The following is a 25,281-nucleotide window of genomic DNA, read 5'->3' as shown; positions in this document are numbered from 1 at the left end:
AATGCGCCAGTTTCTGGTCCGGATCGACACCGCGAGCTGACCCGGCAGCTTACCGAATGTCCCTGCGCCCCAGGGCTATCTCCAGTTCCACCTGCGAATCGAGAATACAGTGCAGATCAACGACGATCCCATACAGACCACCACCGCCGACGACCCCGTCCGGCTCACCTCCACCCAGCGTCGCGCCTTCTGGGGCTCTTTCGGCGGCTGGGCCATGGACGGATTCAACTGGACTGTCTTCGGACTCGTCCTCGCCCCAACCATGACCGCCCTGCTGCCACGCGCCGGCATCGAGCCCACCGCCGCCAACATCGGCTGGTACGGCCAGATCAGCGCCGCCCTGTTCCTCCTCGGCTGGGGTTGCTCGGCAATCTGGGGCCCGATCGCCGACCGCTTCGGCCGCAAACCCGCGATGACACTGTCCATCCTGATATACGGCGTATTCACCGCACTGGCAGGCCTCGCCACCAACATCTGGGAATGGAACGCCTTCCGCTTCCTGGCCGCCATCGGCGTCGGCGGCGAATGGGCCATGGCCGGAACTCTGCTGGCCGAGGTGCTCCCCGAACGCGTGCGTGCCCGCTTCGGCGGCGCCATGCATTCGGCCGCCTATGTCGGCGTGCTCGCGGTATCGACGCTGTACCTGCTGGCCGGGCCGGAGCTCGGCTGGCGCGGCATGTTCCTCATCGGCGGACTGCCTGCGCTGGCGGTATTCCTTATCCGCAAAACGACCCCGGAACCTGAACGCTGGCAACAGGAATCGACCGAGAACACCCGCCGATCGTTCTGGCAGCCGGTCATCGAGGTCCTCACTCCCCCGTATCGGGCACGCACCCTCGGCAACCTGTCTCTGCTGGTGGTCTGTGTCATCGGCCTGTGGGCCGGATCCACCTACGTACCCACCGCCGTAACCGAGCTCGCCCAGCACGCCGGATGGACCAAAGAGGCGACCGTCCGCCTTGCCGGCGTGTCCTCCATGACTGTTGCCGCGTTCACTATTCTCGGCTGCTTCCTCGTCCCCGGCATCGCCAATCGGTACGGCCGCCGGGCCACCCTGGCCGGGCTGTACGTTCTGATGATCATCGGCGCTGTCGGTGCGTATGCCGTCGCGTACCCGCTCCACTCGATCCCACTGATCTTCGTGTTCCTGCCGATCCTCGGCCTGGGCGGAGCGAACTTCGCGGTCTTCACCATCTGGCTGCCCGAGCAATACCCCACTCGGATGCGCGCCACCGCATTCGCCTTCACCACTACGTTCTCTCGCTGGTTCGCCGCCGCCGGCACGTTCCTCATCGGCTATGGCATCCACGAAACCGGATCTCTCACCATCCCTTTGAGCGCAACCGCGCTGGTATTCGTGCTGGGCATCGGCCTGGTCCGCGCCGCGCCCGAAACCCGCGGCGTAACACTGCCCGACTGAGATGGGGCACCACCATGGCAGCGCCGAAACCGACCCGAACCCTGCGGCTCGACCACATCCTGTCGTGTGCCACCGATCTCGCCTGTACCAGCGGACACTCCAGGGTCCGCGAGGAACATGTCATCCTGGCCGTCCTGCGCGATCCGCAACTACGTAGACGGCATGCCGTTGATCGGTTCGGAGTCGTCTCGTCCGTTAGTGCCTGAAGGGCGCGGCCGACCGGAAATGCCACCCTCCGGTCGGCCGACGCCACTGATCAGTGGACGTTTTCTACGCGGGGTTGCGGCCGATGAAGAAGTCCCGGAACGGGTCCATGCTCGGCTCCAGGCCGGAATCGATCAGGCCCTTGCGCAGCGCGGCCATCTGGTTGTCATGGATGCGCATGGTGGGCATGCGCAGCGGCCCGCCGTTGTAGCCCTGGAGCCACCCCTGGAATTTCCACGCCTGGCGGTTCAGCACGGAGCCGCCGTGCACTGCGCCGAACAGGCCGGCCTTGACTTTGCGGGCCGGGTGCAGCTGCCAATAGATCTCGGTGGCCTCGTCGTACTTGCCGTCCCGCAGCAACTGCATGACCCGGGGAATCATCGGGCCGAAGAACTCGTGATCGCTGGTGGCCGACAGCTGAATGGGCATGACCTGCGAGAGTGGGATGAGCTCACCCTCGATCGGGTTCGAGATAACGACTTCCTTGCCGAACAGCCGCGTGCATTCGATGACGCTCTGGATGCTCGGGAATCCGCCCTCGGCTTTGATCACCGCGACATTGGGAATCTCGTCGATCATGCGGCGGATGAGCCGGGTGGGGATATCGGATGGGTGGATCCGGCTGCTGAAGCCCCAGGACACCATCGGGAACAGAATGATGGCGAGATTCGTCGCATCGGCCACCGCCTTGGTGTAGTCGAAGATCTCCTGCTCGGACTCGGGATAGAAGTTCGGTGGGTACGACAGCAGCACCAGGTCGGCGCCGACTTCCTCCGCTCGCTTCACCGCCTCGATGTTCTGCTCGAGGTCGTTCCAGCTCGCGTGGTGGACGATGTAGAAGTCATTACTGCCCTCATCCTTGGCGATCCGCAGGAAATTCACGTATTCCGGCAGCGTGATGCTGACTTCGGAAATCCCCAGGCTGCCGATGAAGCCGTGCTCCTTCGCCAGCCGGATGTCGTGGCGGATGCCCTTCTCGTTGATGTCGCGTAGGTCGTTGGTGAACGACGGAATGGTGCAGTTGATCGCACCGACAAGCTTTTCCCGAGCCCAGTCCCGGACTTCAGAAAGGTTGTACTCGGCCATGTGGGCCTCCTTGCCGCTGTTTCGATAGATGGGGGCGACTTCTCGAGCGGCCGCGATCAGAGCGCTCCGCTGCCCGCCCATGCCAGGTACTTCATCTCCAGGTATTCGTCGATGCCGTAGATCGATCCCTCCCGGCCGAGGCCGGACTGTTTGATGCCGCCGAAGGGCGCGGTCTCGTTGGAGATCAGGCCGGAGTTGATGCCGACCATGCCGGCTTCGAGGGCCGCCGCGACGCGCCAGATCCGCTCCGCATCGCGACTGAAAAGGTAAGCGGCCAAACCGAATTCGGTGTCGTTCGCCTGCCGGATCACATCGGCCTCGTCGGTGAACGGAATCAGCGGAGTGATCGGGCCGAAGGTCTCCTCGCGGGTGATCTTCATGCCCGCGGCGACATCGGCAAGCACGGTCGGCTGATAGAACAGGTTGCCGCGCTCGTGCCTCGCGCCGCCGCACACCACCCGCGCACCGTGCTCGACGGCGTCGCCGACGTGCTCCTCGACTTTGGCGATCGCCGCACGATCGATCATGGGGCCTTGCGCGACACCGGGTTCGAAGCCGTCGCCGACCGTCAGCTCGGCGACTCGCGCGGCCAGCCGCGCGGTGAAGCGCTCGTAGATGCCCGACTGCACATACACGCGGTTCGCACTGATGCACGCTTGGCCGGTGTTGCGGTACTTCGCCGCGAGCACACCGGAGACGGCGACTTCGAGGTCCGCGTCGTCGAAGACGATCGCTGGCGCGTTACCGCCCAGCTCCATCGACGCCTTCTTGACAGTCGCCGCGCACTGCTCGAGCAGCAGCCGCCCGACCTCCGTCGAACCCGTGAAACTCACCTTCCGGACCAGCGGATTGCCGGTGAGTTCCGGACCGATCTCGCGCGCATTGCCCAGCACCACGTTGAACACACCGGCCGGCACTCCGGCACACCGGGCCAGCTCCGCGAGCGCCAGCGCCGTCAGTGGCGTCTGCTCCGCGGGCTTGACCACCATCGTGCACCCTGCGGCCAGCGCTGGCGCCGCCTTGCGGGTGATCATGGCGGCGGGAAAGTTCCACGGCGTGATCGCGACACAAACACCCACGGGTTCTTTGAGCACCAGAACTCGGTTCGCGGGATCCGGCGCCGGGAAGATGTCACCGCGCACCCGCTTGGCCTCTTCGGCGAACCACTCGATGAACGACGCGGCATAGGCGACCTCGCCCTGTGCCTCGGACATCGGCTTGCCCTCTTCGACGACGATCAGCCGGGCCAGGTCCTCGGCATGCTCGGTCACGAGGTCGAACCACCTCCGCAGAATCTGGGCGCGCTCCTTCGCGGACCTGGCCCGCCACCCAGGCAGCGCCCGGTGCGCGGCATCGATGGCACCGGCCACCTGGGCCCGGCTCAGGGACGGAAGCTCGGCCAATTGTTCTCCCGTCGAAGGGTTTTCGACGGTAAAGCTGCCGGAGTCGCCGTGTTCGACCCACTCGCCGTCGATATAGGCCGCGCTGCGTGAGAGCGGGGCGTCGGCGAGCGTCGGCTTATCGGTGAGAGGAATTCCCATGGTGCGTCCCTACTTTCGAACGGGCTGGATCCGGATCGGCAGTTCAGACCCGAGCCCTGCTTTGCGGGCGGCATCCGCGCACACGGCGGCGACGGCCAGGTCCTGGACAGCGGAGCCCACGGACTTGTACACAACGATCTGCTCCGCGGTCGTGCGGCCGGGGTGCCGCCCGGACACCAGGTCCGACAGTGCGGCGATCCGGTCGGTCACGTCGATTCCCGCTGCGGCCGCGGCGATGAGGTCGCCGCTGTCGTGCAGCACTTCCTCGAGTACGTCGGCAATGACGACATCAGCGCGCGCGATCACCTCTGGATCGACTTCGCGCTGTTCCCGCACGGTGGAGCCGATCGAGACGACTGTCGTGCCCGGTTGGAGCCACTCACCGAGCAGGATCGGCGACTCGTCATAGGAGCGTGCCGCGCAGATCACCAGATTCGCGCCCGCCAAGGCCGCCTGCGGCGACTCTGCCAGAACGATCGAGGTGTCCAGATCCGCCAATTCCTCGGCGAAGTGTGCGCGGCTCTGCGCGCGCGGGCTGAACACGCGCACGGCATCGAGCTCGCGTACGGCGGCGAGTGCGCGAACGTGTTTTTTCGCCTCGAAGCCCGAACCGATGACGCCTACGGTCACCGGTCCGGGTACGGCCAGCAGGTCGGCCGCGAGCGCGGAGGTGGCCGCGGTGCGGAAGCCGGTGATCGAGTTGCCGTCGAGCAGCGCCACCAGTTCCGCGGACTGCTGATCGAACAGGGAGATGAGATAGGAGAACTGACGCACGCCGATCGCACCGGCGATGGTCTTCGAGCCCATCAGTCCACCGCTGCCCGGCACACCGCTCATCGTCCGCAGCATCGAGGTGCCGCCGCGTGCGATCGTCCGCTCCGGGAAGCGCGAATCTTCGGACGCCGCTCCGTACGCCTCACTCAGCGCGGCGATCGCCGTCTTCCAGTCGAAGACCGACTGCACCGTGGTGTCATCCAGCAGGAGCGTCAATCGTCTCCCCTTCCTCTCCAAGCGGTAGCGATACTAAACGGATCGTATCGGATGCGGATATGATGCACCATAGCGTTGGACATTGGATATTGGATCTGCTGGACAGCCACGAGCTGGCGACAGCACAGGGAGTGGTGAATATGGATTCGATCCATCGACGGGTCGCGGACAAAGTCTGCGATCGACTGCGTGAACGGATCGTCGGTGGCGAACTGGCTCCCGGAGACCGCATCGACCCGACCGAAGTCGCCGAATCCCTCGGCGTCAGCCGCACCCCGGTGCGCGAGGCACTCCTGCAACTGGAGGCGCAAGGGCTGATCGAGCGACTCCCCTACCGGGGCGTGGTGGTGACCGGCATCGATCTGGCCGAGGCGGAGGACATCGCCGCGCTGCGCATCCATCTGGAGACGTTCGCCACCCGCATCGCGGTGCCTCGTCTGCGCCCGGAGAACCTGGACCGCATGCGGGAGGCCAATGCGGAACTGACCCGGGCCATGGCCGGCCCGACTGCCGCGCAGACCTCCTTCGGACGGTTCAACTGCGCGTTTCATCAGGCGCTGTACGAAGCGGGCGGCTCAAAGACGCTGTCGCGCATGACGAGCGACCTGTCCTCGCAGGCCGAGCGCATCCGAATGCACTTCGACCTCCGGCGAGGCAATGCCGTGGCCGAGCACGAACGCATACTCGGCGCGTGTGCGGCAGGCGAAGTCGAGGAGGCGATGGCGGCCACCCGTGATCACCTGCTCGCGGTCCACCTGCGGGTGATGCCGGACGGCTACCGGATTTCGCCGGGTTCGGCACTCGAAGTCGCCCTGCTCGAAACCGGTTGGGAACCAACGGTATCGGCGTGACGTCGCGCGGCTACGGAGCGAGTCCGGCCCGCATGCCGATCGCCGCAGCCTCTCCACGCGAGGACACCGCGAGCTTCCTGAGCAGCGCCGTGACATGAAATTTGACCGTGCTCTCGGCAACACCCAGCTGCACCGCTATGGCCTTGTTGCGCTTACCTTCCGCGACCAGCGCGAGCACCTCTCGCTCGCGGGCGTTCAAGCGCGCCAGTTCCGGCTGGTCGGGCTGTGACGGCGGTGGGTCGAGCGGAAGCCGGATCAGCACCCGGCTCCCCCAGCCCGGCACGGACTCGATCTCCAGATCCGCGCGCAGTGTATGCACCCGGCCTTCGAGGTTGCGTCGCAACGTGTTCGAGTTCCAGCGGCCCGCGGCGCGATCTCGGATATCGACGACGAGCGCACCCGATTCACATCCCCAGGCGATGCGCAGGCGGTCGAGATCGGGTTGAGTGGCCAGGGCGAACACTGCGGCCTGCGTCATCGCGCGGGCGCCGACAGCGACCTCACCTGGAATCGGTCGTCCGTCCAGTGGTGGCGCGACGAATTCCGTTTCTACCCGCCGGTGACGCACTAGGGATCCGATTTCGCGCTGCATCCGCTCGAACGCCGCGACCGGCGGTTCCTCGGCGAATGCCCGATCAGTGGCCTGCCGGGACCGCAGTGCGATCAGCGCATCCGAGGCGGCGCCCGTCGCTACTGTCCGGGCCTGATGGTCGTCCAGGCCCGACGATCGCAGGGCCACGAGAATGCCCGCCAGTGCTGCTTCATGTGAGGCGGTCAGTTCCGTGGTGGTGCGAGCCCTCGCATCCGACGCCGCACGCGATTCGGCAAGGTACTCCGGGCTCGCATGGATCACCTGTTGCCGAATCGATGTCGCGACGATCCCGAATGCCGCCGCCAACTCCGCCTGGTCGGGTAGCTCCCCTGGCGTGCGCGGGACCAGCACCAGCAAGGTGTTCGAGGTGTCCCGAATCGCCCAGACCCACCGGCCCTCGCCGTTCAGGGTGGCCGACCCCGCATAGGAACCGCCCGGTGCGACCGCCGATTTCAGCTCCTCGAGCTCAGCGATGGTGATTCGATCGATGATGTCGGCGGCACCTGCGAGCTTGCGTGGACGGCCGGTGCATTCCCGGGTGAAGATCACCAGTGCGCGATGCGGCCACTGTTCGGCGAGGAAGCGCGAGAGTCGGCGGGCGATGTCGGTGAGTGGACCATCGACCACTTTCCGCAGCCCTTCGAGGGCGCACACTCGCTCCACAGGGGGCAAGGGTACCGGAGTTCTCACGTCGTCGATTGCAAAACGAAACGGTCCGTATAGAATGAGTCGAGCACGAGTCAGCCCGCCAAAGGGATAGGTCGCACTATCCGTCCGGCCAGGTCCGCGATCGGATCGCCCGGAGCTAGCGTCGCTGCCTAAGCATGCGCGTGAACGCATGGCTCGATCATTCATCGGAGGAACAGCCAGTTATGCCGCAGCAGGTTCGTGGAGTCATCGCCCGTAAACCGGGGGCACCGGTCGAGTTGACCGACATCATCATCCCCGACCCCGGGCCGGGCGAGGTCGTCGTCGCCGTCGCCGCGTGCGGCGTGTGCCATACCGACCTCACCTATCGGGAGGGCGGTATCAACGACGAATTTCCCTTCCTGCTCGGCCACGAAGCGGCGGGCACGGTCGAAAGCGTCGGCGCGGGAGTCGATTCCGTCGAGGTCGGGGATTTCGTGATTCTGAATTGGCGGGCCGTGTGTGGCAGCTGCCGGGCCTGCCGGCGGGGCCGTCCGCAGTACTGTTTCGACACCTTCAACGCCACGCAGAAGATGACGCTGACCGACGGAACCGAACTCACCCCAGCGCTCGGTATCGGCGCGTTCGCCGAGAAGACCCTCGTCCATGCCGGCCAATGCACCAAGGTCGACCCCGCCGCCGATCCGGCGGTCGCCGGCTTGATCGGCTGCGGCGTCATGGCCGGCCTCGGCGCCGCGCTCAATACCGGGAATGTCGGCCGTGGGGATTCGGTGGCGGTGATCGGCTGTGGCGGCGTCGGGGATGCCGCCATCGTCGGTGCACGGCTGGCTGGAGCGTCCACGATCATCGCCGTGGATCGCGACGAGCGGAAATTGGCGTGGGCTACCGACCTCGGTGCCACCCACACCGTCAATGCCGCCACCACCGACACGGTAGCCGCCGTCCAGGAGCTCACCGGCGGGTTCGGTGCCGACGTGGTCATCGATGCTGTGGGCCGCCCCGAAACCTGGCGGCAGGCGTTCTATGCGCGCGATCTGGCCGGCACCGTGGTGCTGGTGGGCGTCCCCACCCCGGATATGCGGATGGAGATGCCGATGATCGACTTCTTCTCCCGCGGAGGAGCGCTCAAATCCTCCTGGTATGGCGACTGTCTGCCGGACCGGGACTTCCCGATGCTGATCGACCTGTATCGGCAGGGACGCCTGCCCTTGGACAAGTTCGTCACCGAACGCATCACACTCGGCGAGGTGGAGCAGGCGTTCCACACCATGCACGAGGGCAAGGTGCTGCGGTCGGTGGTCGTGCTGTGAGTGGCCGGCTCCGCATCGAGCGGGTGGTGACTTCCGGAGTCTTCGAACTCGATGGCGGTTCCTGGGATGTCGACAACAATGTCTGGGTGGTGGGCGATGACGACCAAGTGATCGTCATCGACGCGGCCCATGACGCCAAACCAGTCATGGAGGCCATCGGCGACCGCGATGTCGTCGCCGTCGTATGCACCCACGGGCACAACGACCACGTCACCTTCGCCCCACAACTCGCCGAAGATGTCTATGCGCCCGTTCTGGTGCACCCCGGAGACGACTCGCTCTGGCAGCTGACACACCCAGGTGAGTCATACTGGCCGCTCACCGACGGACAGCGCATTGCCATAGCGGGGACGGAGCTGCACGTCATCCACGCGCCCGGCCACTCACCGGGGTCGGTTTGCCTGTACATCCCCGAGGCCGACACCCTGTTCTCGGGCGACACCTTGTTCGCGGGCGGACCGGGGGCCACCGGCCGGTCCTTCTCGGATTTCCCCACCATTATCGGTTCCATCCGCGATCGCCTGCTCACGCTCCCGGAGCACACCCGTGTCTATACCGGCCACGGTGACGGCACGACCATCGGCGCCGAAGCACCCCACCTGGCGGAGTGGATCGCCCGCGGGTTCTGATCTGCCCAGCGCCCCTTCGCATTTCGAAAGAGAGAGTGAATTCCCGCCATGAACCGCAACGCGCCGACACGGGACTTCGACGAGTCCGAGCTCTCCGTCACCGCCCCGAAAACCCAGGCGGCGGGCGTGACAGCGGTGACGGTGGCCTTGGACCGTGCCGTCGCGGAGATGGGTGTGCTCCGCACGGCGCGCACCCTGACCCGCGTCAACCAGCGACACGGCTTCGACTGCCCGGGCTGCGCATGGCCGGAGCCTGCCGGGCACCGCCGCCGGGCCGAGTTCTGCGAGAACGGAGCGAAGGCCGTCGCGGAAGAGGCGACGCTGCGCACCGTCGGACCGGAATTCTTCGCCCGGCATTCGGTGCGGGAGCTTGCGGAGAAGACCGGGTACTGGCTCGGCCAGCAGGGACGCCTGACCCATCCAATGGCCTTGCGGCCCGGCGACACTCACTACTCACCCATCGACTGGGCCGACGCCTACCGATTGATCGCGGCCAAGTTGCGCGACCTCACTTCTCCTGACGATGCTCTGTTCTACACCTCCGGCCGCACCGCCAACGAGACCGCGTTCCTCTATCAACTGCTCGTGCGTAGCTTCGGCACCAACAACCTGCCGGACTGCTCGAACATGTGCCACGAATCCTCCGGCACCGCGCTGACCGGCTCCATCGGTATCGGCAAGGGCTCGGTGTCGATCGACGACTTCGAGAAGGCCGATCTGATCGTGGTGGCTGGACAGAATCCCGGCACCAACCACCCGCGCATGCTGTCGGCGTTGCAGAAGGCCAAGGCGGCGGGGGCGAAGATCATCGCGATCAATCCGCTGCCCGAGACCGGGCTGATCGGCTTCCGTGATCCACAGACGGTCAAGGGCCTCACCACCGGCGTCACCATCGCCGATGAATTCCTGCAAATCCGCCTCGGCGGCGATATGGCACTGTTCCAAGGGCTGGGCAGATTGATGTTCGAGGCCGAGGACCGCGCGCCTGGCACCGTGGTCGACCGGGAGTTCGTCGACACTCGGACCGCCGGCTTCGCCTCATACGAAAAGCACATGCGCGCAGTCGATCTCGCCCTCGTCGAGGAAGCGACCGGCTTGACACGCGAACAGCTGGAACAGGCTGCCGCACTGTTGGCCGGGTCGAAGGCGACCATTCTGTGCTGGGCCATGGGCCTCACCCAACAGCGCCACGGGGTAGCCACCATCGAGGAGGGCACGAACCTGCTGCTGCTACGCGGCATGATCGGCAAACCGGGTGCGGGCGTGTGCCCGGTCCGCGGGCATTCGAACGTGCAGGGCGACCGCACCATGGGCATCTGGGAGAAGATGCCCGAAACCTTCCTCGCCGCACTGGATTCCGAATTCGGCATCACCAGCCCGCGCCGCCACGGCTATGACGCCGTCGACGCCATTCGCGCCATGCGGGACGGGCGCGCCACGGTGTTCTTCGGCATGGGCGGCAATTTCGTGTCCGCCGCTCCCGATACGAACGCCACCGAGTCCGCGCTGCGGAATTGTGCGCTGACCGTCCACGTCTCGACGAAACTCAACCGCAGCCACGTCGTGCACGGCAGCACAGCGCTCATCCTGCCCACTCTCGGCCGCAGCGACCTCGACCTCTCCGCCACCGGAGTCGAACAGCAAGTGTCGGTGGAGGATTCGATGTCGATGGTGCATCTGTCCACCGGACGGCTGCGACCGGTCGGCGATCATATGCGCAGCGAGGTCGCCATCGTGTGCGAACTGGCCGAGGAACTCCTCGGCTCCGACCACCCCGTCCCCTGGGCGGAATTCCAGCACGACTACGACGCCATCCGCGACGCCATCGCCCGCGTGGTGCCCGGCTGCGCCGACTACAATAAGAAAGTGCGTCACCGCGACGGCTTCCAGCTTCCGCACCCACCCCGCGACAACCGCGAGTTCCACACCGCCACCGGCAAGGCCAATTTCGCGGTCAACGACCTGCACTGGCTGCCAGTCCCCGAGGGCCGTCTCATCCTGCAGACCTTGCGCAGCCACGACCAGTACAACACCACCATCTACGGACTCGACGACCGCTATCGCGGAATCCACAACGGGCGCAAGGTCGTTCTGGTGCATCCGGACGATATCGCCGCCCTTGGTTTCGCCGAGGACGACCTCGTGGACTTGGTGTCGGAGTGGACCGACGGCATCGAACGCCGGATCACCGATTTTCGGCTGGTCCCCTATTCCACCCCGCGCGGCAATGCCGCCGCCTACTACCCCGAAACCAATCCGCTGGTCCCGCTGGACCACGTCGCCGAACGGTCCAATACACCGGTCTCCAAGGCCGTCACGATCCGGCTGGAAGCCAGCGGTCAGGTGCGAGCATGAGTCGAATCACGACCCGTCGCAAGGTGATTCGGATAACCCGCGCCGGGGAAGTCCGCCGCCCCGACACCCTCGCCGTCGAAGAACCCCTCGAACTGCGCATCGGCGGCGAACCGTTGACCGTCACCATGCGCACCCCGGGCAGCGATATCGACCTGGCGTACGGATTCCTGTTCAGCGAGAACATCATCGACTCGGTCGATGACATCGCCTCCGCCCGTTACTGCGCCGGAACCGACGCCGACGGCCACAACACGTACAACGTTCTCGATATCCGGTTGCGCACTCCCACACCGCTGCCGAGCCGACGGTTCATCACCAACAGCGCGTGCGGCCTCTGCGGCAAGACCTCGCTCGACGAGGTCCGAACCCGCACCCGATTCCGGCCGCGCTACGGCGATTTCACGATCGATTCGACGGTCCTGTACGCCCTGCCCGATGAGCTCCGGTCACAGCAGGCGGCCTTCGCCGTCACCGGTGGACTGCACGCGGCGGGTTTGTTCACGCGGGACGGCACCGCCCTCGTGGTCCGCGAGGATGTCGGACGGCACAATGCGGTCGACAAGGTGATCGGCTGGGCTGTGCGCAAAAACCGGATCCCCGCAGCGGATCTCGCCCTCATCGTGAGCAGCAGGGCCTCGTTCGAGCTGGTGCAGAAGGCGGTGCTGGCGGGCATTCCCGTGCTGGGCGCGGTCTCGGCCCCCAGCTCACTGGCGGTGGACTTGGCCGCTGACGCCGGGATCACTCTTGTGGGCTTCCTGCGCGGCGAGACCATGAACATCTACACCGATGCGCAGCGCATCGACATCGACAAGGGCGTCGTGGCGCTGTGACATCCGGTCAGCGGGCCGGGGCAGGGCCGGTGCGCAGCAGTTCACGAGCCAGGTCCGCGAAAGCCCGTGCCCGTCGAGTCATCCGCGCGGTGGAGTTCATGACGAGCAGGACCTCGACCGGCGCTCCCATCCCCTCGAGATCGATCGAGGCGACCTCGCTGCCGTCGTAACTGCGCTCGGTCCCCGGGCGGTGCAGCAGCACAGCCCATCCCATGCCGCGGCCTACGAACGTGCGCACCGTCTCGACGCTTCTGGTCCGGAAGCGGATATCTGGGGTATAGCCCGCCTCGGTTATTCGGCCGGTGAAGAACTCCAAGCTGGGCGGCATATCGATCATCACCATCGGCTCGTCGATCAGTTCGGACAGCGCCACAGTGCGTCGCGTGGCGAATCGATGCCCGGCGGGCAGCACCGCGTAGGGCGGGCAGGAGTACAGCGGCAGCGTCGTGACATCGCTGCCCAAGCCGATGTCGTACATGATCGCCAGATCGCACAGTCCGTCGGCGAGCCGCCCCTGCAGGCCCTCGACGGTGTCCTCGACGAGATCGATCTCCAGTTCCGGATAGCGGATCGGCACCTCCTCGAGAATCCTGCCCATGACGAACGGGGTGATCGTCGGGAAGCAGCCGATGGCAAGCTGTCCCGAAATGTCCTGTCCGATGGTGCGCACGGCGCTTTCGAGCTCACCCGCATGGCCCAGCACCTGCCGGGCATCGACGAGCAACTGCCGTCCCGCGGCCGTGAGCGCAGGCGCTTTGGCAGGTCGGCGGACCAGCACCTGAACGCCGAGCGCTTTCTCGAGCTGACTGATGGCCAATGACACCGCGGTCTGCGAAACGTGGAACTCCGCAGCCGCCGCGCTCAATGTTCCGCGTTCAACGGTTGCCACGAAGAATTCGAGCTGGCGCAAGGTGACGTCGAGCGACTTCATAAGAATAACTTAGGTCAAATGCCCGATATATGTGCTTTTCATACGAGATGGCGCGGATCACACTCATGAGGGTGCAACACCCTCGATGAGGAGGAATTCGGTGCCGACACCGCAAATCGATCTCGACCTCGACGCCATGATGGTCGACCCCTTTCCCACCTTCGCCACCCTGCGCGAGGCCGAACGCTGGACCTGGTCCGAAACCATGAAAATGTGGCTGGTCAGCCGTTTCGATGACGTCGTCTTCGTGGACTCGCATCCGGAGATCTTCTCCACCGAGATTCCGGGCGCGCTGCTCACTCGCACCCTCGGGCAGACCATGATCCGCAGTGAAGGAGACCTCCACCGACGCCTCCGTGGCTCCGGTGACGAGCCGCTCAAGCGCCGCTCGATCCAACGCGCCTGGCCCGAGGTCATCGACGACCTCGCCCGGCAGTACCTCGAGCCACTTCGCGGTCGCGACCAGGCCGAGCTGGCGGCCGATTTCGCCAATGGCTTCACCGGGGCCTGCCTGCGGGAGGTGCTCGGTCTCCTCGACGCCACACCCGAGGACATCCACCGCTGGTCCGACGCCTACATCGGCGGATTCATCAACAACACCGACGACCCCGATGTGTGGAAGGTCGTCGAGAACGCGCGCGCCGAGAACACCGAAGCGGTCCGGCTGGCCATCGAACGTGTTCGCCGCGAGCCCGACGCTACGGTGGTCTCGGCCATGGTCCACGCCAGCCCGGACGAGCCGCTGTCGCTCGAGGAGATCGCGGCCAATATCCAGCTCATGATCGCCGGCGGTTTCAATGACGCTCGTGACGCGATCGCTACCCTGCCGTGGCTGCTGATGACCCACCCCGAGACCCGCCAGCGGGTTCGCGAGGACAGTGCGGCATTCGAACGCGCCATTGACGAATCCGTGCGGTGGCTGACACCGGTCGGCAGTTACCCGCGCCTTCTGATTCAGGACTTCTCCGGCCCCGCAGCGGATTTGAAGGCCGGCGACACCGTTCTGGTGCTGGCCATGTCCGCTGACTACGACGAGCGGAAGTTCGCCGATCCGGAGAAGTTCGACATCGACCGCCCGGCACTCGAGGATCACCTCGGCTTCTCCGTAGGCGCGCACTTCTGCCTCGGCAGCCACCTGGTGCGCGCGATGATGCGTGCCGCCGTCCCCTTGATCCTCGACCTGCCCGGTATTCGGCCGGCCGCCGAACCACGGTTCATCGGCTGGCAGTTCCGGGGTCCGGCATCCGTGCCGGTGCTGTTCGACCAGACGGAGAAGTAATGAGCGACACCATGATTCGAATCAAACTGTGCGACCGCGCGGACGTCCCCGCGAACGGCATCATCCGCGTCACCGATGTGCCGGGCATCGACACCCCGCTGGCCGTGGCCGAGTCCGATGGCGAGATCTTCTGTATCGCCGACACCTGTAGCCATCAGACGGCCGCACTGTCCGACGGCTGGGTCGAGGACGGATGCGTCGAGTGCCCGCTGCACGAATCGCGCTTCGATCTGGCGACAGGGGCACCCGATGTCCCCCCGGCCCGTGAGCCGATCGCCACCTTCCCGGTGGTGGTCGAGAATGGCGAAGTCTTCCTCCTCGAGGAGCGATCGTGACTCATATCGCCGTGGTGGGCGCGTCGCTGGCCGGCCTTCGCGCCGCCGAAACCCTGCGTGCGGAGGGGTACGACGGCGAAATGACGATCATCGGCGACGAATCCCATCCACCCTACGATCGACCGCCCCTGTCCAAGGACTTCCTTCTCGGCAAGATCGAGACCGTCGATATCGCGTTGGCGGACAGCGCTGCCCGCGAGTCCCTTGCGGCACGATGGGTGCTCGGCTGGGCGGCGACGAGCCTGCGGCCGGGGCAGGTGACCATCGGCGACGGCGAAACCCTGGCCGTCGACGGTATCGTCATCGCCACCGGCGCGCGGGCCCGGCGAATTCCGAAGGGCGACAAGCTGACCGGAATTCACGTCCTGCGCACCCTCGACGACGCCGTCTCGCTCAGGGGGGCGATGGAGTCCGCGCAGCAGGTTGTCATCGTGGGCGCTGGCTTCATCGGTGCCGAAGTCGCCTCCACAGCAGGCGCTCTGGGTAAACGGGTGACCGTAGTCGAAGCCGCGGAACAGCCCTTCCACGCCCATCTGGGTCGAGTGGCCTCCGATCTGCTTCGCCGGACCATGAGCGATCACACCGTCGAGATGATCACCGGTCACACCGTCGCCGAATTCGATGGCGCACAGCGGGTCTCGGCAGTCGTACTGGACGACGGTACACGGCTGCCCGCCGACCTGGTCCTGGTCGGAATCGGTGCGATCCCCAATACCGAGTGGCTCGAGGGCTCCGGTGTGCTCTGCGACAACGGCGTGCTGACCGATCCCTGGGGCAGAACCAATATCGCGGGCGTCGTGGCCGCTGGCGACGTGGCGCGTTTCCAGCGCGGCGACCGCCAGATCCGAATCGAGCACTGGACGACAGCTTCGGGCATGGCGGCCACCGCGGCGCGGACATTGCTCGCTGACCTCACGGGCGGATCGCCTTGTGCCCCGCATCTCGACGCACCCTACTTCTGGTCCGACCAGTTCGGCCATCGGATTCAAATGGTCGGCCGAATCGAGGCGGATCTTCCGGTCGACATCGTCGAGGGGGCTGTCGACGATGCCCGGTTCGTGGCGGTCCAGCGCCGTGACGATGCCGTCACCGCGGTGCTGGGTTGGAGCATGCCCCGCGAATTCACGCAGTGGCGGCGCCGGAACAACGATTCCCTCCGGGCGGCGGCCCACTGACGGTGTGCAGAAATTGCCCAACGTGAACCTGATCTCCGCCGAGCCGGTAGTGAACTAGACGTATCGTTCAGAATAAGGACCATGCGTCATCCGGTGACTCAGAAAGGTAGATCCTTATGACTGTCCGACTGCACCAGTCGGTGTTCGTCCACCCGCCGCTGTATGTCGTGGCCGACCAACTCGGCTTCCTTACGGAAGCCGGGGTCGAGGTCGACACCACGCTCACCCGATCCTCGGACCAACAGCGCGCCCAGCTCGTCGGCGGCGACTGCGACCTGGCCGTGACCGCCATCGACAATCTGATCGTCTGGAATGCGACCGGAGCCGAGGTCCGGCTGCTCGCACAGTTGGAGCGGACCACACCGCTGCAGTTGGTGGGGCGCAAGGGATTCGGCACGATCGATTCGCTACGGGGGGCTGAATTGGGCGTGGACGCCGTCGACAACGGGTTCGCCGTCGTACTGCGGCACGTCCTGCGGTCGCACGGGCTCAACTTCGACGATTATCTCCTGATCCCGGTGGGCGGGGTGCGCGAACGTTACGACGCCCTGCTCGCCGGCGACATCGCGGCAACCCTGCTCGGCCCGCCCCTGGACGAACTGGCCCGAGCCGAGGGCTTGCCGGTTCTGCTGGCGGTTGGCGACGAAGTGCCCGACTATCCGGGGCAGGGTCTGGTGGCCGGCACCGCCGGGCTGGCATCCACCGAAGCGATCAGCAAATACCTGTCCTGCCTGGACCGTGCCCGGCGCTGGCTCGCCACGGCCGAGGCCGGGCAAGCGATCGATGTTCTCGTCCGGGGCGGATACACCGAACCCTCGGCACGCGCGAGCCTCCACGCCACCCCGGAGTCGCTCACCCCGGCACCCTCCGGGCTGCGCCGCCTCTACTCGATCCGCGCTGAGCTGGAGATGATGCCACCCGGCGAACCCGGAGCCGGCGAACTTTTCGAGCCCGCTCCGCTGGCCGCCGTGGTGTCCGTGTGAACGCCGCCATCGACGACATCGACAACGGCCGCGTGGTCGACACGGTGCGCGCACTGCTGGATGCCGATCAGGTCTCGAGAATGCTCGGCATCGAGATCCTGTCCGCCGATCGGGGCAGCGCGCTGGCACGCATGCCGGTCCGCCCGGACATGGTCAATGGACACCGGATCCTGCACGGCGGCCTGGTATTCACACTGGCCGACACGGTATTCGCGTGTGCGGCGAATAGTTTCGGACCCGCGGTGACGGCGGCCGCCGACATCCAGTACCTGCGCCCGGCATACCTCGGTGACGTCCTGACCGCCGAGGCGGCCGTTCGCTCTCGCTCCGGGCGGACGCTGGTCTGTGACGTAACCATCCGACGTAGCGACGAGGTGATCGCCGAATTCCGGGCGCGCGGCAGCCTGCTCGGTGAGCGGAGTGCGGGGCAATAGTCCCAGCGGCCTGCACGAATTCGAATCGACACCAAGGGATTGTGATCCGCGCCGCACCGACGTACAGTTGTGATTCGATACGATACGTTTAGTACACAAGGGAGTGATGGTGTCGTACCACTACGAAGTTGCTGTCGTCGGTTGCGGACCGGTAGGGGCAATCGCTCTCGCCATGCTGGGACGTGCGGGCATCTCCGCGATCGGAATCGAGCGCGAAGCCACAACCTGGCCGCATGCCCGGGCCGTGCATTTCGACGGCGAAACGCTGCGGACACTGCAGGCATTGGGTATCGGTGAGCTGGCCTGCGCGCTCTGCGAGCCGATGACCGAATTCCGCATGGAGAACGAGGCGGGTGAGCTCCTGTTCGAGCTGCCCACCGGTCAGTTCGGCCCCCAGGCATGGCATGACGATCTCATGTTCCATCAGCCCGATATGGAAACACTTGTGCGCGGCGAACTCGAGCGATACCCGAACGTGCGGCTGTGTTCGGGTGTCACGCTCCTCGACTTCACACAGGACATCGACGGCGTGCGATGCCGAGTCGAGAATGCCAATGGCACAACAGAGTTCATCAGCGTCCGTTGGGTGATCGCGTGCGACGGCGCCAACTCCCAGGTTCGGCGCCAGCTCGGTATCGAGACCGAGAAACTGGGTTCCGACGACCCGTGGCTGGTCGTCGACGGACTGCTGCGCGACAGCCCGGGCCTGCCCGGCACGATGGCTTTCCTCGGACACCATTCCCGGCCGGGACTGTGGGTTCGACTGCCCGGCGAACGCGTCCGGATGGAATTCAAGGTCATGCCGGACGACGACCTCGAGGAGATCGTGACTCGTCCGGCGATCGAGCGCATCAGCCGCGGTGTGCTGCCGGTCGCCGATTTCGAGCCGGACCGGATCGCCGTCTACACCTTCCGCGCTCGAGTCGCCGAACAGTGGCGCGTCGGAAACGTCTTCCTCGCGGGCGACGCCGCCCACCAGGCGCCGCCACTGTTCGGCCAAGGTCTCTGTGCCGGTATGCGTGATGTCACCAACCTGGTCTGGAAGCTGAAGGCGGTGGCACGCGGCACCGCTGCGCCGGAACTACTCGACACCTACCAGAGCGAACGGCTACCCCATGCGCGCTACTGGGTGGAGAAGGCCGCCACCATGGCGCATCTGGTCCAGACAACCGATCCGGCGACAGCGGCCGGTCGCGATGCGCATATCCGCAGCCATCCCCAGGACGTCTATCCGCCGCTTCCGGCACTCGGCCCGGGACTGCACACCGGTCCCGGCGACCCGAATGCGGGACACCTCTCGCAGCAACCCATGCTGGCCGACGGGACTCGCCTCGACGACATCGTGGGCGTGCGCTTTCTGCTCGCGACCACTGCCGAGATATTCGCCGGACTCCCCGAGAATACGCGGATCGAAGTCGAGACCAATCCCGAGATCGTCGTTCTGACCGGCACGGAACAGGTCGCAGAGCTCCTCGCCTCAGTCGACTCGAAGGCCATTGTCGTGCGGCCGGACCGCTACGTGCTCGGCACCGCCGATACGGCAGCGCGACTGGCGGAACTGCTCACCATAATCCCCGCCCTTACCGCCGCGCCCCGGGTGGCCGCCGCACCCGTTGTGGCCTCGTAGCCGGCGGACCGAATTTCGAAGGAGAAATGAATGTCGTTCAGTCCGATCACCCATCTGCGTCACGTCGACATCGCCGTGCCCGACTACGACAAACAAGTCGAGTTCTATGCGAAACACTGGGGTTTGGCCAGCACAGGTGGCGAGCGTGACGTGAGCTACTTCGCCGCCGAAGGCTCACCCGAGCAGTACATCGTGCGGGTCCGGAAGGCTGCGGAGAAACGCCTCGACCTGATCTCGCTCGGCGCGGCCGACCGCGCGACCGTCGATGGACTCGCCGCCCGTCTCGGCAGGGAGGGCGTGCAGCTGATCAATGAGCCGGATATCCTCCAAACCCCCGGTGGCGGTTACGGTTTCCGGTTCTTCGACCTCGAGGGCCGCACCATCGAGGTGTCGTCGGATGTGGAGACCCGCAAGCATCGCAAGATCGAGGAGAAGGAAGACATTCCGGTGCGCCTGTCGCACGTGGTGTTCAATTCGCCCGAGCCGGAGAAGATGACGGCGTGGTACGAGAAGCATCTGAACTTCCGGCTGTCCGACACGAATACCCATCCCCGGATGGGCGGGCTGTTCTGGTTCCTGCGCTGCAGCGACCAGCACCACAGCATCGCGGTCTCCCGCGGTCCGCATACCGCGCTGAACCATGTCTCGTTCGAACTGCGCGGCCTGGACGAATACCTCTATGGCAGCGGGCGTCTCATGCGCGCCGGAGTCCCCAAGATCTGGGGCCCCGGCCGGCATCGCGCCGGTGACAACACCTTCACGTACTTCCACGACCCCAACGGCAACACTATGGAGTACACCACCGAGCTCGCCACCATCGACGAGGACACCTGGCACCCCAGCATCTACGACGTCTCCGATCCGGCAACCTCCGATATGTGGGGGATCGCGGAGACCGCGGACGAGTGGATCAGCAAGCAGATGTTCAACGACCCCGACAAGGGCCAGTTCGTCGCACCGCCTATGTGAGATATCGGGCTCGGTCAGCGGGCGGGAGGCAGCGAATTTCCCGCTGCCCCCGCCCTTTTCGGATCCCGGGGCGTTACGACAAGTTTCATGATCACCTCGAGCAGCCCGAGGGTTTCCCGAGACGGATCGAGCAGGGATTGGATGCGCAGGCCGTCCATCATCGCGAGCACCCGGGTAGCCTTCTCGTCCGCCGATAGGTACGCGCTGTCCATCGAGGGGGTAGCGCACTGCTGCTGAAGCGCGTGCGGATGCGCTAGCGCCGATGAAGAACTCGACGCGCGGGATGTGGGGTCTGTGGCCGCTCGGTATTCCCGACGACATCGCCCGCGTCGTCCTCTGCTGCGCATCGGATCTGTCGGCCTTCATGACGGGCAGCACGCTGCTCGGCGACGGCGGCAGCACCGTCTGACCAAACCTTCTTCGGTTGCCGCATTGGAAGATTCGGTGCCGCCGGGGGCCGAGCACTGGATGCCCCGGCGGCATCGACCGAGGGCCCGACCGCGGTGGTACTGCGGTCGGGCCCTCGGTGCGCTCGCCCCCGATCAGCCCTGGGTGGAGGCCGATCGACAGACGGTGCGCTGCTTTCCGAGGCCGGTGATCTCGGCCTCCATCACGTCCCCCGCGCGCAGGAACCGCCCATGGTGTGAGCCGTTGCCCGCAGGCGAACCGGTGATGACCATGTCGCCCGGCTCGAGCGTGGTGTAGCGGGAGATATAGGAGATCAGCTGCGCGGGGCCGAACAGCATGTCGCTCGTCGATCCCTTCTGCATCAGGTCGCCGTTGAGGTGCAGGGTGATCTCCAGATCGAGCGGGTCCGACACGAATTTCGCCGGGGTGAGATACGGCCCGGTCGGATAGAAGGTGGGCGCGTTCTTCGCCCGCATCCAATCGGTGCCCATCATCGGAATATCGCTGCGGGGCACCAGGCTCCGCGTGGTCAGGTCGTTGCAGATGGTGTATCCGGCGACCGAGTCGATGGCCTCGGCCACGCCGACATCGCGAGTCCGGCGTCCGATGATCACGCCGAGTTCCAGTTCCCAGTCGTGGTTTTCGCCCACGGACGGCAGGATCACGTCGTCATAGGCACCGCTGATGGCTGTCGGCACGCCGACCCAGACATAGGGGTCGCCATGGGCGGCCCGCTCGTCGGTCTCCCGGGCTGCCTGCTCACGCAGTTCCGCCTCGGACGCGCCGGGGGTTCCGATGCGGTGGGCGACCGTGATCTGGATGATGTGCTCGCGGTAGTTGGCGCCCGCCGCGAAGATCTGCCCCGGCTGCTGCACCGGCGCGAGCACGCGCAATTCCTCCACCGGGCGGCCGTCGCCGGTCACCGTATTCGTGAAGTCCTGCAAGGACCGTAGGACGGGCTCCCAGTCGCGAAGCATCGCCGCCGTCGACGTATGTGGCAGGACTGTGCGCGTGTCGTACACGCGCCCGGCCACGACGATTCCCGGATACGGCGGCTGGTCTCCGTCTGCGAAGGTGCCGATGTGAAAGCTGACGTCGTTGCTCATACTGTCTCCAGAGTGTGTCGTCGGTGTGCGAAGTCCTCGTATTCCCGCAGCAGGCCGCTGTCGTCCACCGCGCCCAGGTCCACCACATCCGTCAGGGCCGCGCCCTGGAGCATGCGCTTGACGGGGACCTCCAGCTTCTTCCCGGTCCGCGTATGCGGGATGGCGCGCATGAACACAATGTCGTCGGGTACATGCCGCGGCGACAGCAAGGTACGCAGCGCTTCCGCGATCCGGGGCCGCAGCGCGTCGTGATCCACACCGTCGATCGCCGCCACGAACAACACCATGTCGTAGTCGTCGGCGCCGAGTTCGGCTCCCACGACCAGGGATTCCCGCACTTCGGGGAAATCCTCGACGACACGGTAGATCTCCGCCGATCCGATCCGGATGCCCTGGCGGTTCAATGTGGAATCCGAACGCCCATGGATCACCGAACTGCCGTCAGCGTCGAATTCGATGAAATCGCCGTGGCGCCAGATGCCGGGGAACATCTCGAAGTAGCTGGCCAGGTAACGCCTGTTGTCCGGGTCGTTCCAGAATCGCAGCGGCATAGACGGCATCGGCTTGGTGATGACCAGTTCGCCCTGCTCCCCCGCCACCGGATTACCGTCAGCGTCCCATGCGGCGACCGCGACACCGAGCGCCGGTGCCTGTAGTCGCGGCTTGCGAACCGGCAGTTCCGGGACGCCGCCGACGAAGATGGAACAGATGTCGGTGCCACCGCTCATCGATGACAGCCACATATCGTCGAAATGCTCGTAGACCCAATCGAATCCGGCTTCCGACAGGGGTGATCCGGTCACCTGGAGCGTGCGCAACCGGCTTCGGGGCGGCTGCACGCCGGCCTTCAGGCAGGCGTGGATATAGCCAGCGCTGAGTCCCATGATGTCGACGTCGTGTTCGGCCGCGACCTGCCAGACGCGGCCCAGTTCGGGCCGGACCGGGCTACCGTCGAGCAGCACCACCGTCGCGCCGACGCCAAGGCCGGAGATCAGCATGTTCCAGACCACCCAGGCCGTGCTGGCGACATTCATATAGTGATCGCCCGCCCGCACATCGCTGTGGATGCGCAGCATCTTCAGATGCTCCAACAGCACACCGCCGTGGCCGTGCACGATGCCCTTGGGGATTCCCGTTGTGCCGGAAGAGAACAGCACCCACAGCGGATGCTCGAATGGCAGATCGGTGCATTGAAGTTCGATGTCTGCGTCGGTGACGGCAGCCCAGGTTCGCACCGGAACATCGAAGGCGGGCCGTTGCCCCGGACGCAGATCATCCACCCAGATCACGTGCTCGAGATCCGGCAATTCGGCTGCCACCTCGGTCATTTCGGCGGCTCGCTCGTGCTCGCGCCCACCGTGCCGGTAGCCGTCCGCGGCGATGAGTACCCGCGGGCTCAGTTGAGCGAAGCGGGAGACGATTGCACTGGTGCCGAATTCCGGCGAACACACCGACCAGATGGCACCGACCGCCGCACACGCGAGCAGCGCGACGACGGCCTCGGATCGGTTGGGCAGTACCGCGGCCACCCGGTCACCGGGCAGCACGCCCATCGACCGCAGCGCCGCGGCCAGGGCCGCGACCTGCCGGTGCAGCTCGGCGCGCGACACGGCATGCGACCGGTTGTCGTCGTCCACAATGATCAGCGCAGTCTCGGGGGCCTTGCGCAGCATGTGCTCGGCGTAGTTGACGGTGCGGCCCGGAAACCAAGCGCCACCGATCATTTCGTCCGGAGCGACCGGACCGGTCGGTGCGCCGCCCAGCCGGACATCCTCGAAGTCGGCGATGGCCAGCCAGAACCGGTCCGGATGTTCGGTCGACCAGCGCCACAGATCCAGGTATTCGGCATCCCGGAGTTCGGGGGGCAAACCCGCCCGGAAGCGGGTCACCTCCGCGGCGGCCACACGCTCCGAGCTGGGCCGCCACACCACATCACTGGTCACGGCCGCGCCTCGTCGAACAGCGGCAGCGAACCGAGCAGGATGAACGCCATCCGGCACGGCTTGTCGCTGCGGTTGGACCACGAATGGCTGGTGCCACGCTGGACGACGACGTCGCCGGGTTTCATCAAGCACTCACCCTCGTCGGTCATCAGCCAGATCTCACCGTCGAGCACGATGCCGTAGTCGAGGGAGTCGGTGCGGTGGAACCAGAAGTGCCGGGAATCCTCCTGCGCCGCAGCGCGCGCGTGCTCGCCACCGAATTCGCTGAACATCGTCTTCGCCGCGCGGTCGCTGTATGCGGCATCCGGCGGGAAGGTGGCTATCCGGAAGATGCTGCCGCCCACCTTGGGGTACATGGGCACCTGCGTGTCGGCGGTGGCCGTGTCCTCGTTGCCGGCATTGGAGATATCGCCGGGTTCGGTGAGCCAGGCGACACTCGCACCGAATCCCGGAATATCCTCGGATACAAAGATATTCGGGCAATCGCCGACGCTGACGATGATCGATCGGCCGTTCTCGTCGTGGCCCGTCACGATCCGGCGAACGGGCGCGATCACGGTGTTTTCGGTCATTGGGCGTTTCCTCTCAGACTGTGGCCGTGCCGAAGGGGTACGGACGGGGCTCCGGCCACCACGGCGCGGTCGCGGGTTCGGCACTCAGCCGGTTGCGCAACACGCCGACGCCACTGATCTCGAGTTCGACGACATCGCCCGGCCGCAGCTTCTTGTCGATTTCGAGGCCGGAGCCGTTGGGTAGCGTGCCCGAGCCGATGAGGTCACCCGGCTGCAGGTTGTCGCCGATGGAGACGTAGGCCAGCAGTTCGGCGGGGGTGTAGATCATGCCGTCGGCCTTGGTGCTGGTCCACTCCTCGCCATTGACATGGACGGAGCCGGTGATGGCGTCGAAGTCCTGGAACTCGTCCATGGTCGTGATCCACGGGCCGATACCGTAGGCGAAGTCCTTGCACTTCTGCGGGCCCATACCCATCCCCATTTCGGAGCCCTGCACATCGCGGGCGCTGAAGTCGTTGAAGATGGTGAGACCGAACAACTTGGACTGCGCCTCGTCGGGCGTGAGGTTGCTGCCGTAGCCTCCGACGATCAATCCGATTTCGAGTTCGTAATCGACGAATTCGGAGTAGCCCGGGTAGGGCACCTCCTGGTCGTGCCCGTAGACCACACCCGTGGACCCCTTGAAGTAGCCGGGAGTCTTGAATAGCTGCGGGTTCGGCAGACCGCCGCCGACCTTCTCGTGGAACTGCTTCATATGCAGCGGGAAGGTCAGGCCGTCGCGGATCACCGGCGGATCGACAGCGGGCTGCCAGTCGACCTCGCCGATCGGCAGCGACGCATCGTCACCCGCCTGATCCACCGCCCAATGCGCGGCCTCGAGGAATACCGGACCGGCCGCGATCGCGGCGGCCATGCTCGACGGGAAGTACGCGGCCGCGAGCCGCCGTGCGGCCGCGTCGGACGCCGACCCGCGCTGACGGCCGATGCGGTACGCCTGGGCCAGATCCACCACTCGGTCTCGGTCCGGTTCGACCGCTACGAGCCTGGTTTGGTCGCCGTCCGGCGTCGAACGGGAGATTCGGCTGAGCTTCATTGCTAACCACCCTTTATGTCATCCGAAACG

General features: G+C 65.9%; 25 protein-coding genes. 15 read left to right on the top strand and 10 right to left on the bottom strand.

Annotated features, from left to right (window positions below; translation table 11 throughout):
- Window positions 1-109: 109 nt before the first annotated feature.
- Both ACIBI6_RS17155 and ACIBI6_RS17150 read left to right on the top strand, forming a co-directional pair.
- The gene (locus ACIBI6_RS17155; protein ID WP_364352710.1) at window positions 110-1,420 is read left to right on the top strand and encodes an MFS transporter; all 1,311 of its coding nucleotides are present in this window, start codon (window positions 110-112) and stop codon (window positions 1,418-1,420) included.
- A 14-nt stretch (window positions 1,421-1,434) separates the two neighbouring features.
- On the top strand, window positions 1,435-1,626 hold the full coding sequence (locus ACIBI6_RS17150; RefSeq protein WP_396956905.1) for a hypothetical protein: 192 nt from the start codon (window positions 1,435-1,437) through the stop codon (window positions 1,624-1,626).
- A 64-nt stretch (window positions 1,627-1,690) separates the two neighbouring features.
- On the opposite strand, the gene ACIBI6_RS17145 is transcribed toward ACIBI6_RS17150, so the two are convergent.
- The 3 genes from ACIBI6_RS17145 to ACIBI6_RS17135 are packed head-to-tail and all read right to left on the bottom strand — an operon-like array spanning window position 1,691 to window position 5,241.
- Window positions 1,691-2,710, bottom strand: coding sequence for a dihydrodipicolinate synthase family protein (locus ACIBI6_RS17145; protein ID WP_364352707.1), 1,020 nt, complete (start codon window positions 2,708-2,710; stop codon window positions 1,691-1,693).
- Between the two features lie 56 nt (window positions 2,711-2,766).
- Window positions 2,767-4,251: an NAD-dependent succinate-semialdehyde dehydrogenase gene (locus tag ACIBI6_RS17140; protein ID WP_364352704.1), complete on the bottom strand. Its 1,485-nt coding sequence runs from the start codon at window positions 4,249-4,251 to the stop codon at window positions 2,767-2,769.
- A 9-nt stretch (window positions 4,252-4,260) separates the two neighbouring features.
- Window positions 4,261-5,241: an ornithine cyclodeaminase family protein gene (locus tag ACIBI6_RS17135; RefSeq protein ID WP_364352701.1), complete on the bottom strand. Its 981-nt coding sequence runs from the start codon at window positions 5,239-5,241 to the stop codon at window positions 4,261-4,263.
- A gap of 59 nt (window positions 5,242-5,300) precedes the next feature.
- On the opposite strand from ACIBI6_RS17135, the gene ACIBI6_RS17130 reads away from it, so the two are divergent.
- A complete protein-coding gene (locus tag ACIBI6_RS17130; RefSeq protein WP_396956904.1) occupies window positions 5,301-6,092 on the top strand; it encodes a GntR family transcriptional regulator in 792 nt (263 codons plus the stop codon).
- A 10-nt stretch (window positions 6,093-6,102) separates the two neighbouring features.
- On the opposite strand, the gene ACIBI6_RS17125 is transcribed toward ACIBI6_RS17130, so the two are convergent.
- Window positions 6,103-7,374 (bottom strand): response regulator transcription factor, encoded by a 1,272-nt coding sequence (locus tag ACIBI6_RS17125; protein WP_396956903.1) that lies wholly within the window; start codon window positions 7,372-7,374, stop codon window positions 6,103-6,105.
- 182 nt (window positions 7,375-7,556) lie between these two features.
- On the opposite strand from ACIBI6_RS17125, the gene ACIBI6_RS17120 reads away from it, so the two are divergent.
- The 4 genes from ACIBI6_RS17120 to fdhD are packed head-to-tail and all read left to right on the top strand — an operon-like array spanning window position 7,557 to window position 12,456.
- Complete coding sequence (locus ACIBI6_RS17120) at window positions 7,557-8,642, top strand: S-(hydroxymethyl)mycothiol dehydrogenase (RefSeq protein ID WP_396956901.1); 1,086 nt, start codon at window positions 7,557-7,559, stop codon at window positions 8,640-8,642.
- Window positions 8,639-9,271, top strand: a complete 633-nt coding sequence (locus tag ACIBI6_RS17115) for an MBL fold metallo-hydrolase (protein WP_396956899.1) — start codon at window positions 8,639-8,641, stop codon at window positions 9,269-9,271. Before ACIBI6_RS17120 ends, ACIBI6_RS17115 begins: the two co-directional genes overlap by 4 nt.
- A 48-nt stretch (window positions 9,272-9,319) precedes the next feature.
- Entirely contained in the window at window positions 9,320-11,626 is a 2,307-nt protein-coding gene (locus tag ACIBI6_RS17110; RefSeq protein WP_396956897.1) for an FdhF/YdeP family oxidoreductase, read from the top strand.
- Window positions 11,623-12,456 (top strand): formate dehydrogenase accessory sulfurtransferase FdhD, encoded by an 834-nt coding sequence (fdhD, locus tag ACIBI6_RS17105; RefSeq protein ID WP_396956896.1) that lies wholly within the window; start codon window positions 11,623-11,625, stop codon window positions 12,454-12,456. Before ACIBI6_RS17110 ends, fdhD begins: the two co-directional genes overlap by 4 nt.
- Before the next feature lie 7 nt (window positions 12,457-12,463).
- Here the strand turns inward: fdhD and ACIBI6_RS17100 are convergent, their stop codons facing one another.
- Window positions 12,464-13,387 carry a LysR family transcriptional regulator gene (locus ACIBI6_RS17100; protein WP_364352679.1) on the bottom strand — a complete coding sequence of 308 codons (924 nt, stop codon included), beginning with the start codon at window positions 13,385-13,387 and terminating at the stop codon, window positions 12,464-12,466.
- Window positions 13,388-13,487: 100 nt separating this feature from the next.
- Between ACIBI6_RS17100 and ACIBI6_RS17095 the strand changes: the two genes are divergently transcribed.
- The 7 genes from ACIBI6_RS17095 (at window position 13,488) to ACIBI6_RS17065 (ending at window position 20,189) form a co-directional block, all read left to right on the top strand.
- On the top strand, window positions 13,488-14,666 hold the full coding sequence (locus tag ACIBI6_RS17095) for a cytochrome P450 (protein ID WP_396956895.1): 1,179 nt from the start codon (window positions 13,488-13,490) through the stop codon (window positions 14,664-14,666).
- The gene (locus ACIBI6_RS17090) at window positions 14,666-15,001 is read left to right on the top strand and encodes a non-heme iron oxygenase ferredoxin subunit (protein WP_364352673.1); all 336 of its coding nucleotides are present in this window, start codon (window positions 14,666-14,668) and stop codon (window positions 14,999-15,001) included. Before ACIBI6_RS17095 ends, ACIBI6_RS17090 begins: the two co-directional genes overlap by 1 nt.
- On the top strand, window positions 14,998-16,176 hold the full coding sequence (locus tag ACIBI6_RS17085; protein ID WP_364352670.1) for an FAD-dependent oxidoreductase: 1,179 nt from the start codon (window positions 14,998-15,000) through the stop codon (window positions 16,174-16,176). The genes ACIBI6_RS17090 and ACIBI6_RS17085 overlap by 4 nt, the downstream gene beginning before the upstream one ends.
- A gap of 116 nt (window positions 16,177-16,292) precedes the next feature.
- Window positions 16,293-17,159, top strand: a complete 867-nt coding sequence (locus ACIBI6_RS17080) for an ABC transporter substrate-binding protein (protein ID WP_364352667.1) — start codon at window positions 16,293-16,295, stop codon at window positions 17,157-17,159.
- Window positions 17,156-17,593: a PaaI family thioesterase gene (locus tag ACIBI6_RS17075; RefSeq protein ID WP_396956893.1), complete on the top strand. Its 438-nt coding sequence runs from the start codon at window positions 17,156-17,158 to the stop codon at window positions 17,591-17,593. Before ACIBI6_RS17080 ends, ACIBI6_RS17075 begins: the two co-directional genes overlap by 4 nt.
- A gap of 109 nt (window positions 17,594-17,702) precedes the next feature.
- Window positions 17,703-19,220: a bifunctional 3-(3-hydroxy-phenyl)propionate/3-hydroxycinnamic acid hydroxylase gene (locus ACIBI6_RS17070; RefSeq protein WP_364352664.1), complete on the top strand. Its 1,518-nt coding sequence runs from the start codon at window positions 17,703-17,705 to the stop codon at window positions 19,218-19,220.
- Between the two features lie 30 nt (window positions 19,221-19,250).
- Entirely contained in the window at window positions 19,251-20,189 is a 939-nt protein-coding gene (locus ACIBI6_RS17065; RefSeq protein ID WP_364352661.1) for a VOC family protein, read from the top strand.
- A gap of 14 nt (window positions 20,190-20,203) precedes the next feature.
- On the opposite strand, the gene ACIBI6_RS17060 is transcribed toward ACIBI6_RS17065, so the two are convergent.
- Complete coding sequence (locus ACIBI6_RS17060; protein ID WP_364352658.1) at window positions 20,204-20,401, bottom strand: hypothetical protein; 198 nt, start codon at window positions 20,399-20,401, stop codon at window positions 20,204-20,206.
- A 50-nt stretch (window positions 20,402-20,451) separates the two neighbouring features.
- Here ACIBI6_RS17060 and ACIBI6_RS17055 point away from each other — a divergent pair, with 50 nt between their 5' ends.
- The gene (locus ACIBI6_RS17055) at window positions 20,452-20,598 is read left to right on the top strand and encodes a hypothetical protein (protein ID WP_364352655.1); all 147 of its coding nucleotides are present in this window, start codon (window positions 20,452-20,454) and stop codon (window positions 20,596-20,598) included.
- Between the two features lie 133 nt (window positions 20,599-20,731).
- Here ACIBI6_RS17055 and ACIBI6_RS17050 read toward each other — a convergent pair whose 3' ends face one another.
- The 4 genes from ACIBI6_RS17050 to ACIBI6_RS17035 are packed head-to-tail and all read right to left on the bottom strand — an operon-like array spanning window position 20,732 to window position 25,251.
- On the bottom strand, window positions 20,732-21,703 hold the full coding sequence (locus ACIBI6_RS17050) for a fumarylacetoacetate hydrolase family protein (RefSeq protein WP_364352652.1): 972 nt from the start codon (window positions 21,701-21,703) through the stop codon (window positions 20,732-20,734).
- Window positions 21,700-23,646: an acetoacetate--CoA ligase gene (locus ACIBI6_RS17045; RefSeq protein WP_364352649.1), complete on the bottom strand. Its 1,947-nt coding sequence runs from the start codon at window positions 23,644-23,646 to the stop codon at window positions 21,700-21,702. The genes ACIBI6_RS17050 and ACIBI6_RS17045 overlap by 4 nt, the downstream gene beginning before the upstream one ends.
- Window positions 23,643-24,218, bottom strand: a complete 576-nt coding sequence (locus ACIBI6_RS17040; protein ID WP_364352646.1) for a cupin domain-containing protein — start codon at window positions 24,216-24,218, stop codon at window positions 23,643-23,645. Before ACIBI6_RS17040 ends, ACIBI6_RS17045 begins: the two co-directional genes overlap by 4 nt.
- Before the next feature lie 13 nt (window positions 24,219-24,231).
- Window positions 24,232-25,251, bottom strand: coding sequence for a fumarylacetoacetate hydrolase family protein (locus tag ACIBI6_RS17035; protein WP_364352643.1), 1,020 nt, complete (start codon window positions 25,249-25,251; stop codon window positions 24,232-24,234).
- Between the last annotated feature and the right edge of the window lie 30 nt (window positions 25,252-25,281).

Origin of the sequence: Nocardia sp. NPDC050412 (assembly GCF_044458825.1) — a bacterium.
In the GTDB taxonomy this organism is placed as follows: Bacteria; Actinomycetota; Actinomycetes; order Mycobacteriales; family Mycobacteriaceae; genus Nocardia.
Note: the sequence above shows the minus strand (reverse complement) of the source record. Positions and strands in the feature narration are given on the sequence as shown.

Coding starts and splice junctions, on each gene's coding strand:
- ACIBI6_RS17150 (WP_396956905.1), top strand. CDS start 1,435: ATGGCAGCGCCGAAACCGACCCGAACCCTGCGGCTCGACCACATCCTG.
- ACIBI6_RS17145 (WP_364352707.1), bottom strand. CDS start 2,710: ATGGCCGAGTACAACCTTTCTGAAGTCCGGGACTGGGCTCGGGAAAAG.
- ACIBI6_RS17140 (WP_364352704.1), bottom strand. CDS start 4,251: ATGGGAATTCCTCTCACCGATAAGCCGACGCTCGCCGACGCCCCGCTC.
- ACIBI6_RS17130 (WP_396956904.1), top strand. CDS start 5,301: ATGATGCACCATAGCGTTGGACATTGGATATTGGATCTGCTGGACAGC.
- ACIBI6_RS17120 (WP_396956901.1), top strand. CDS start 7,557: ATGCCGCAGCAGGTTCGTGGAGTCATCGCCCGTAAACCGGGGGCACCG.
- ACIBI6_RS17110 (WP_396956897.1), top strand. CDS start 9,320: ATGAACCGCAACGCGCCGACACGGGACTTCGACGAGTCCGAGCTCTCC.
- fdhD (WP_396956896.1), top strand. CDS start 11,623: ATGAGTCGAATCACGACCCGTCGCAAGGTGATTCGGATAACCCGCGCC.
- ACIBI6_RS17100 (WP_364352679.1), bottom strand. CDS start 13,387: ATGAAGTCGCTCGACGTCACCTTGCGCCAGCTCGAATTCTTCGTGGCA.
- ACIBI6_RS17090 (WP_364352673.1), top strand. CDS start 14,666: ATGAGCGACACCATGATTCGAATCAAACTGTGCGACCGCGCGGACGTC.
- ACIBI6_RS17080 (WP_364352667.1), top strand. CDS start 16,293: ATGACTGTCCGACTGCACCAGTCGGTGTTCGTCCACCCGCCGCTGTAT.
- ACIBI6_RS17065 (WP_364352661.1), top strand. CDS start 19,251: ATGTCGTTCAGTCCGATCACCCATCTGCGTCACGTCGACATCGCCGTG.
- ACIBI6_RS17060 (WP_364352658.1), bottom strand. CDS start 20,401: ATGGACAGCGCGTACCTATCGGCGGACGAGAAGGCTACCCGGGTGCTC.
- ACIBI6_RS17055 (WP_364352655.1), top strand. CDS start 20,452: ATGAAGAACTCGACGCGCGGGATGTGGGGTCTGTGGCCGCTCGGTATT.
- ACIBI6_RS17050 (WP_364352652.1), bottom strand. CDS start 21,703: ATGAGCAACGACGTCAGCTTTCACATCGGCACCTTCGCAGACGGAGAC.
- ACIBI6_RS17040 (WP_364352646.1), bottom strand. CDS start 24,218: ATGACCGAAAACACCGTGATCGCGCCCGTTCGCCGGATCGTGACGGGC.
- ACIBI6_RS17035 (WP_364352643.1), bottom strand. CDS start 25,251: ATGAAGCTCAGCCGAATCTCCCGTTCGACGCCGGACGGCGACCAAACC.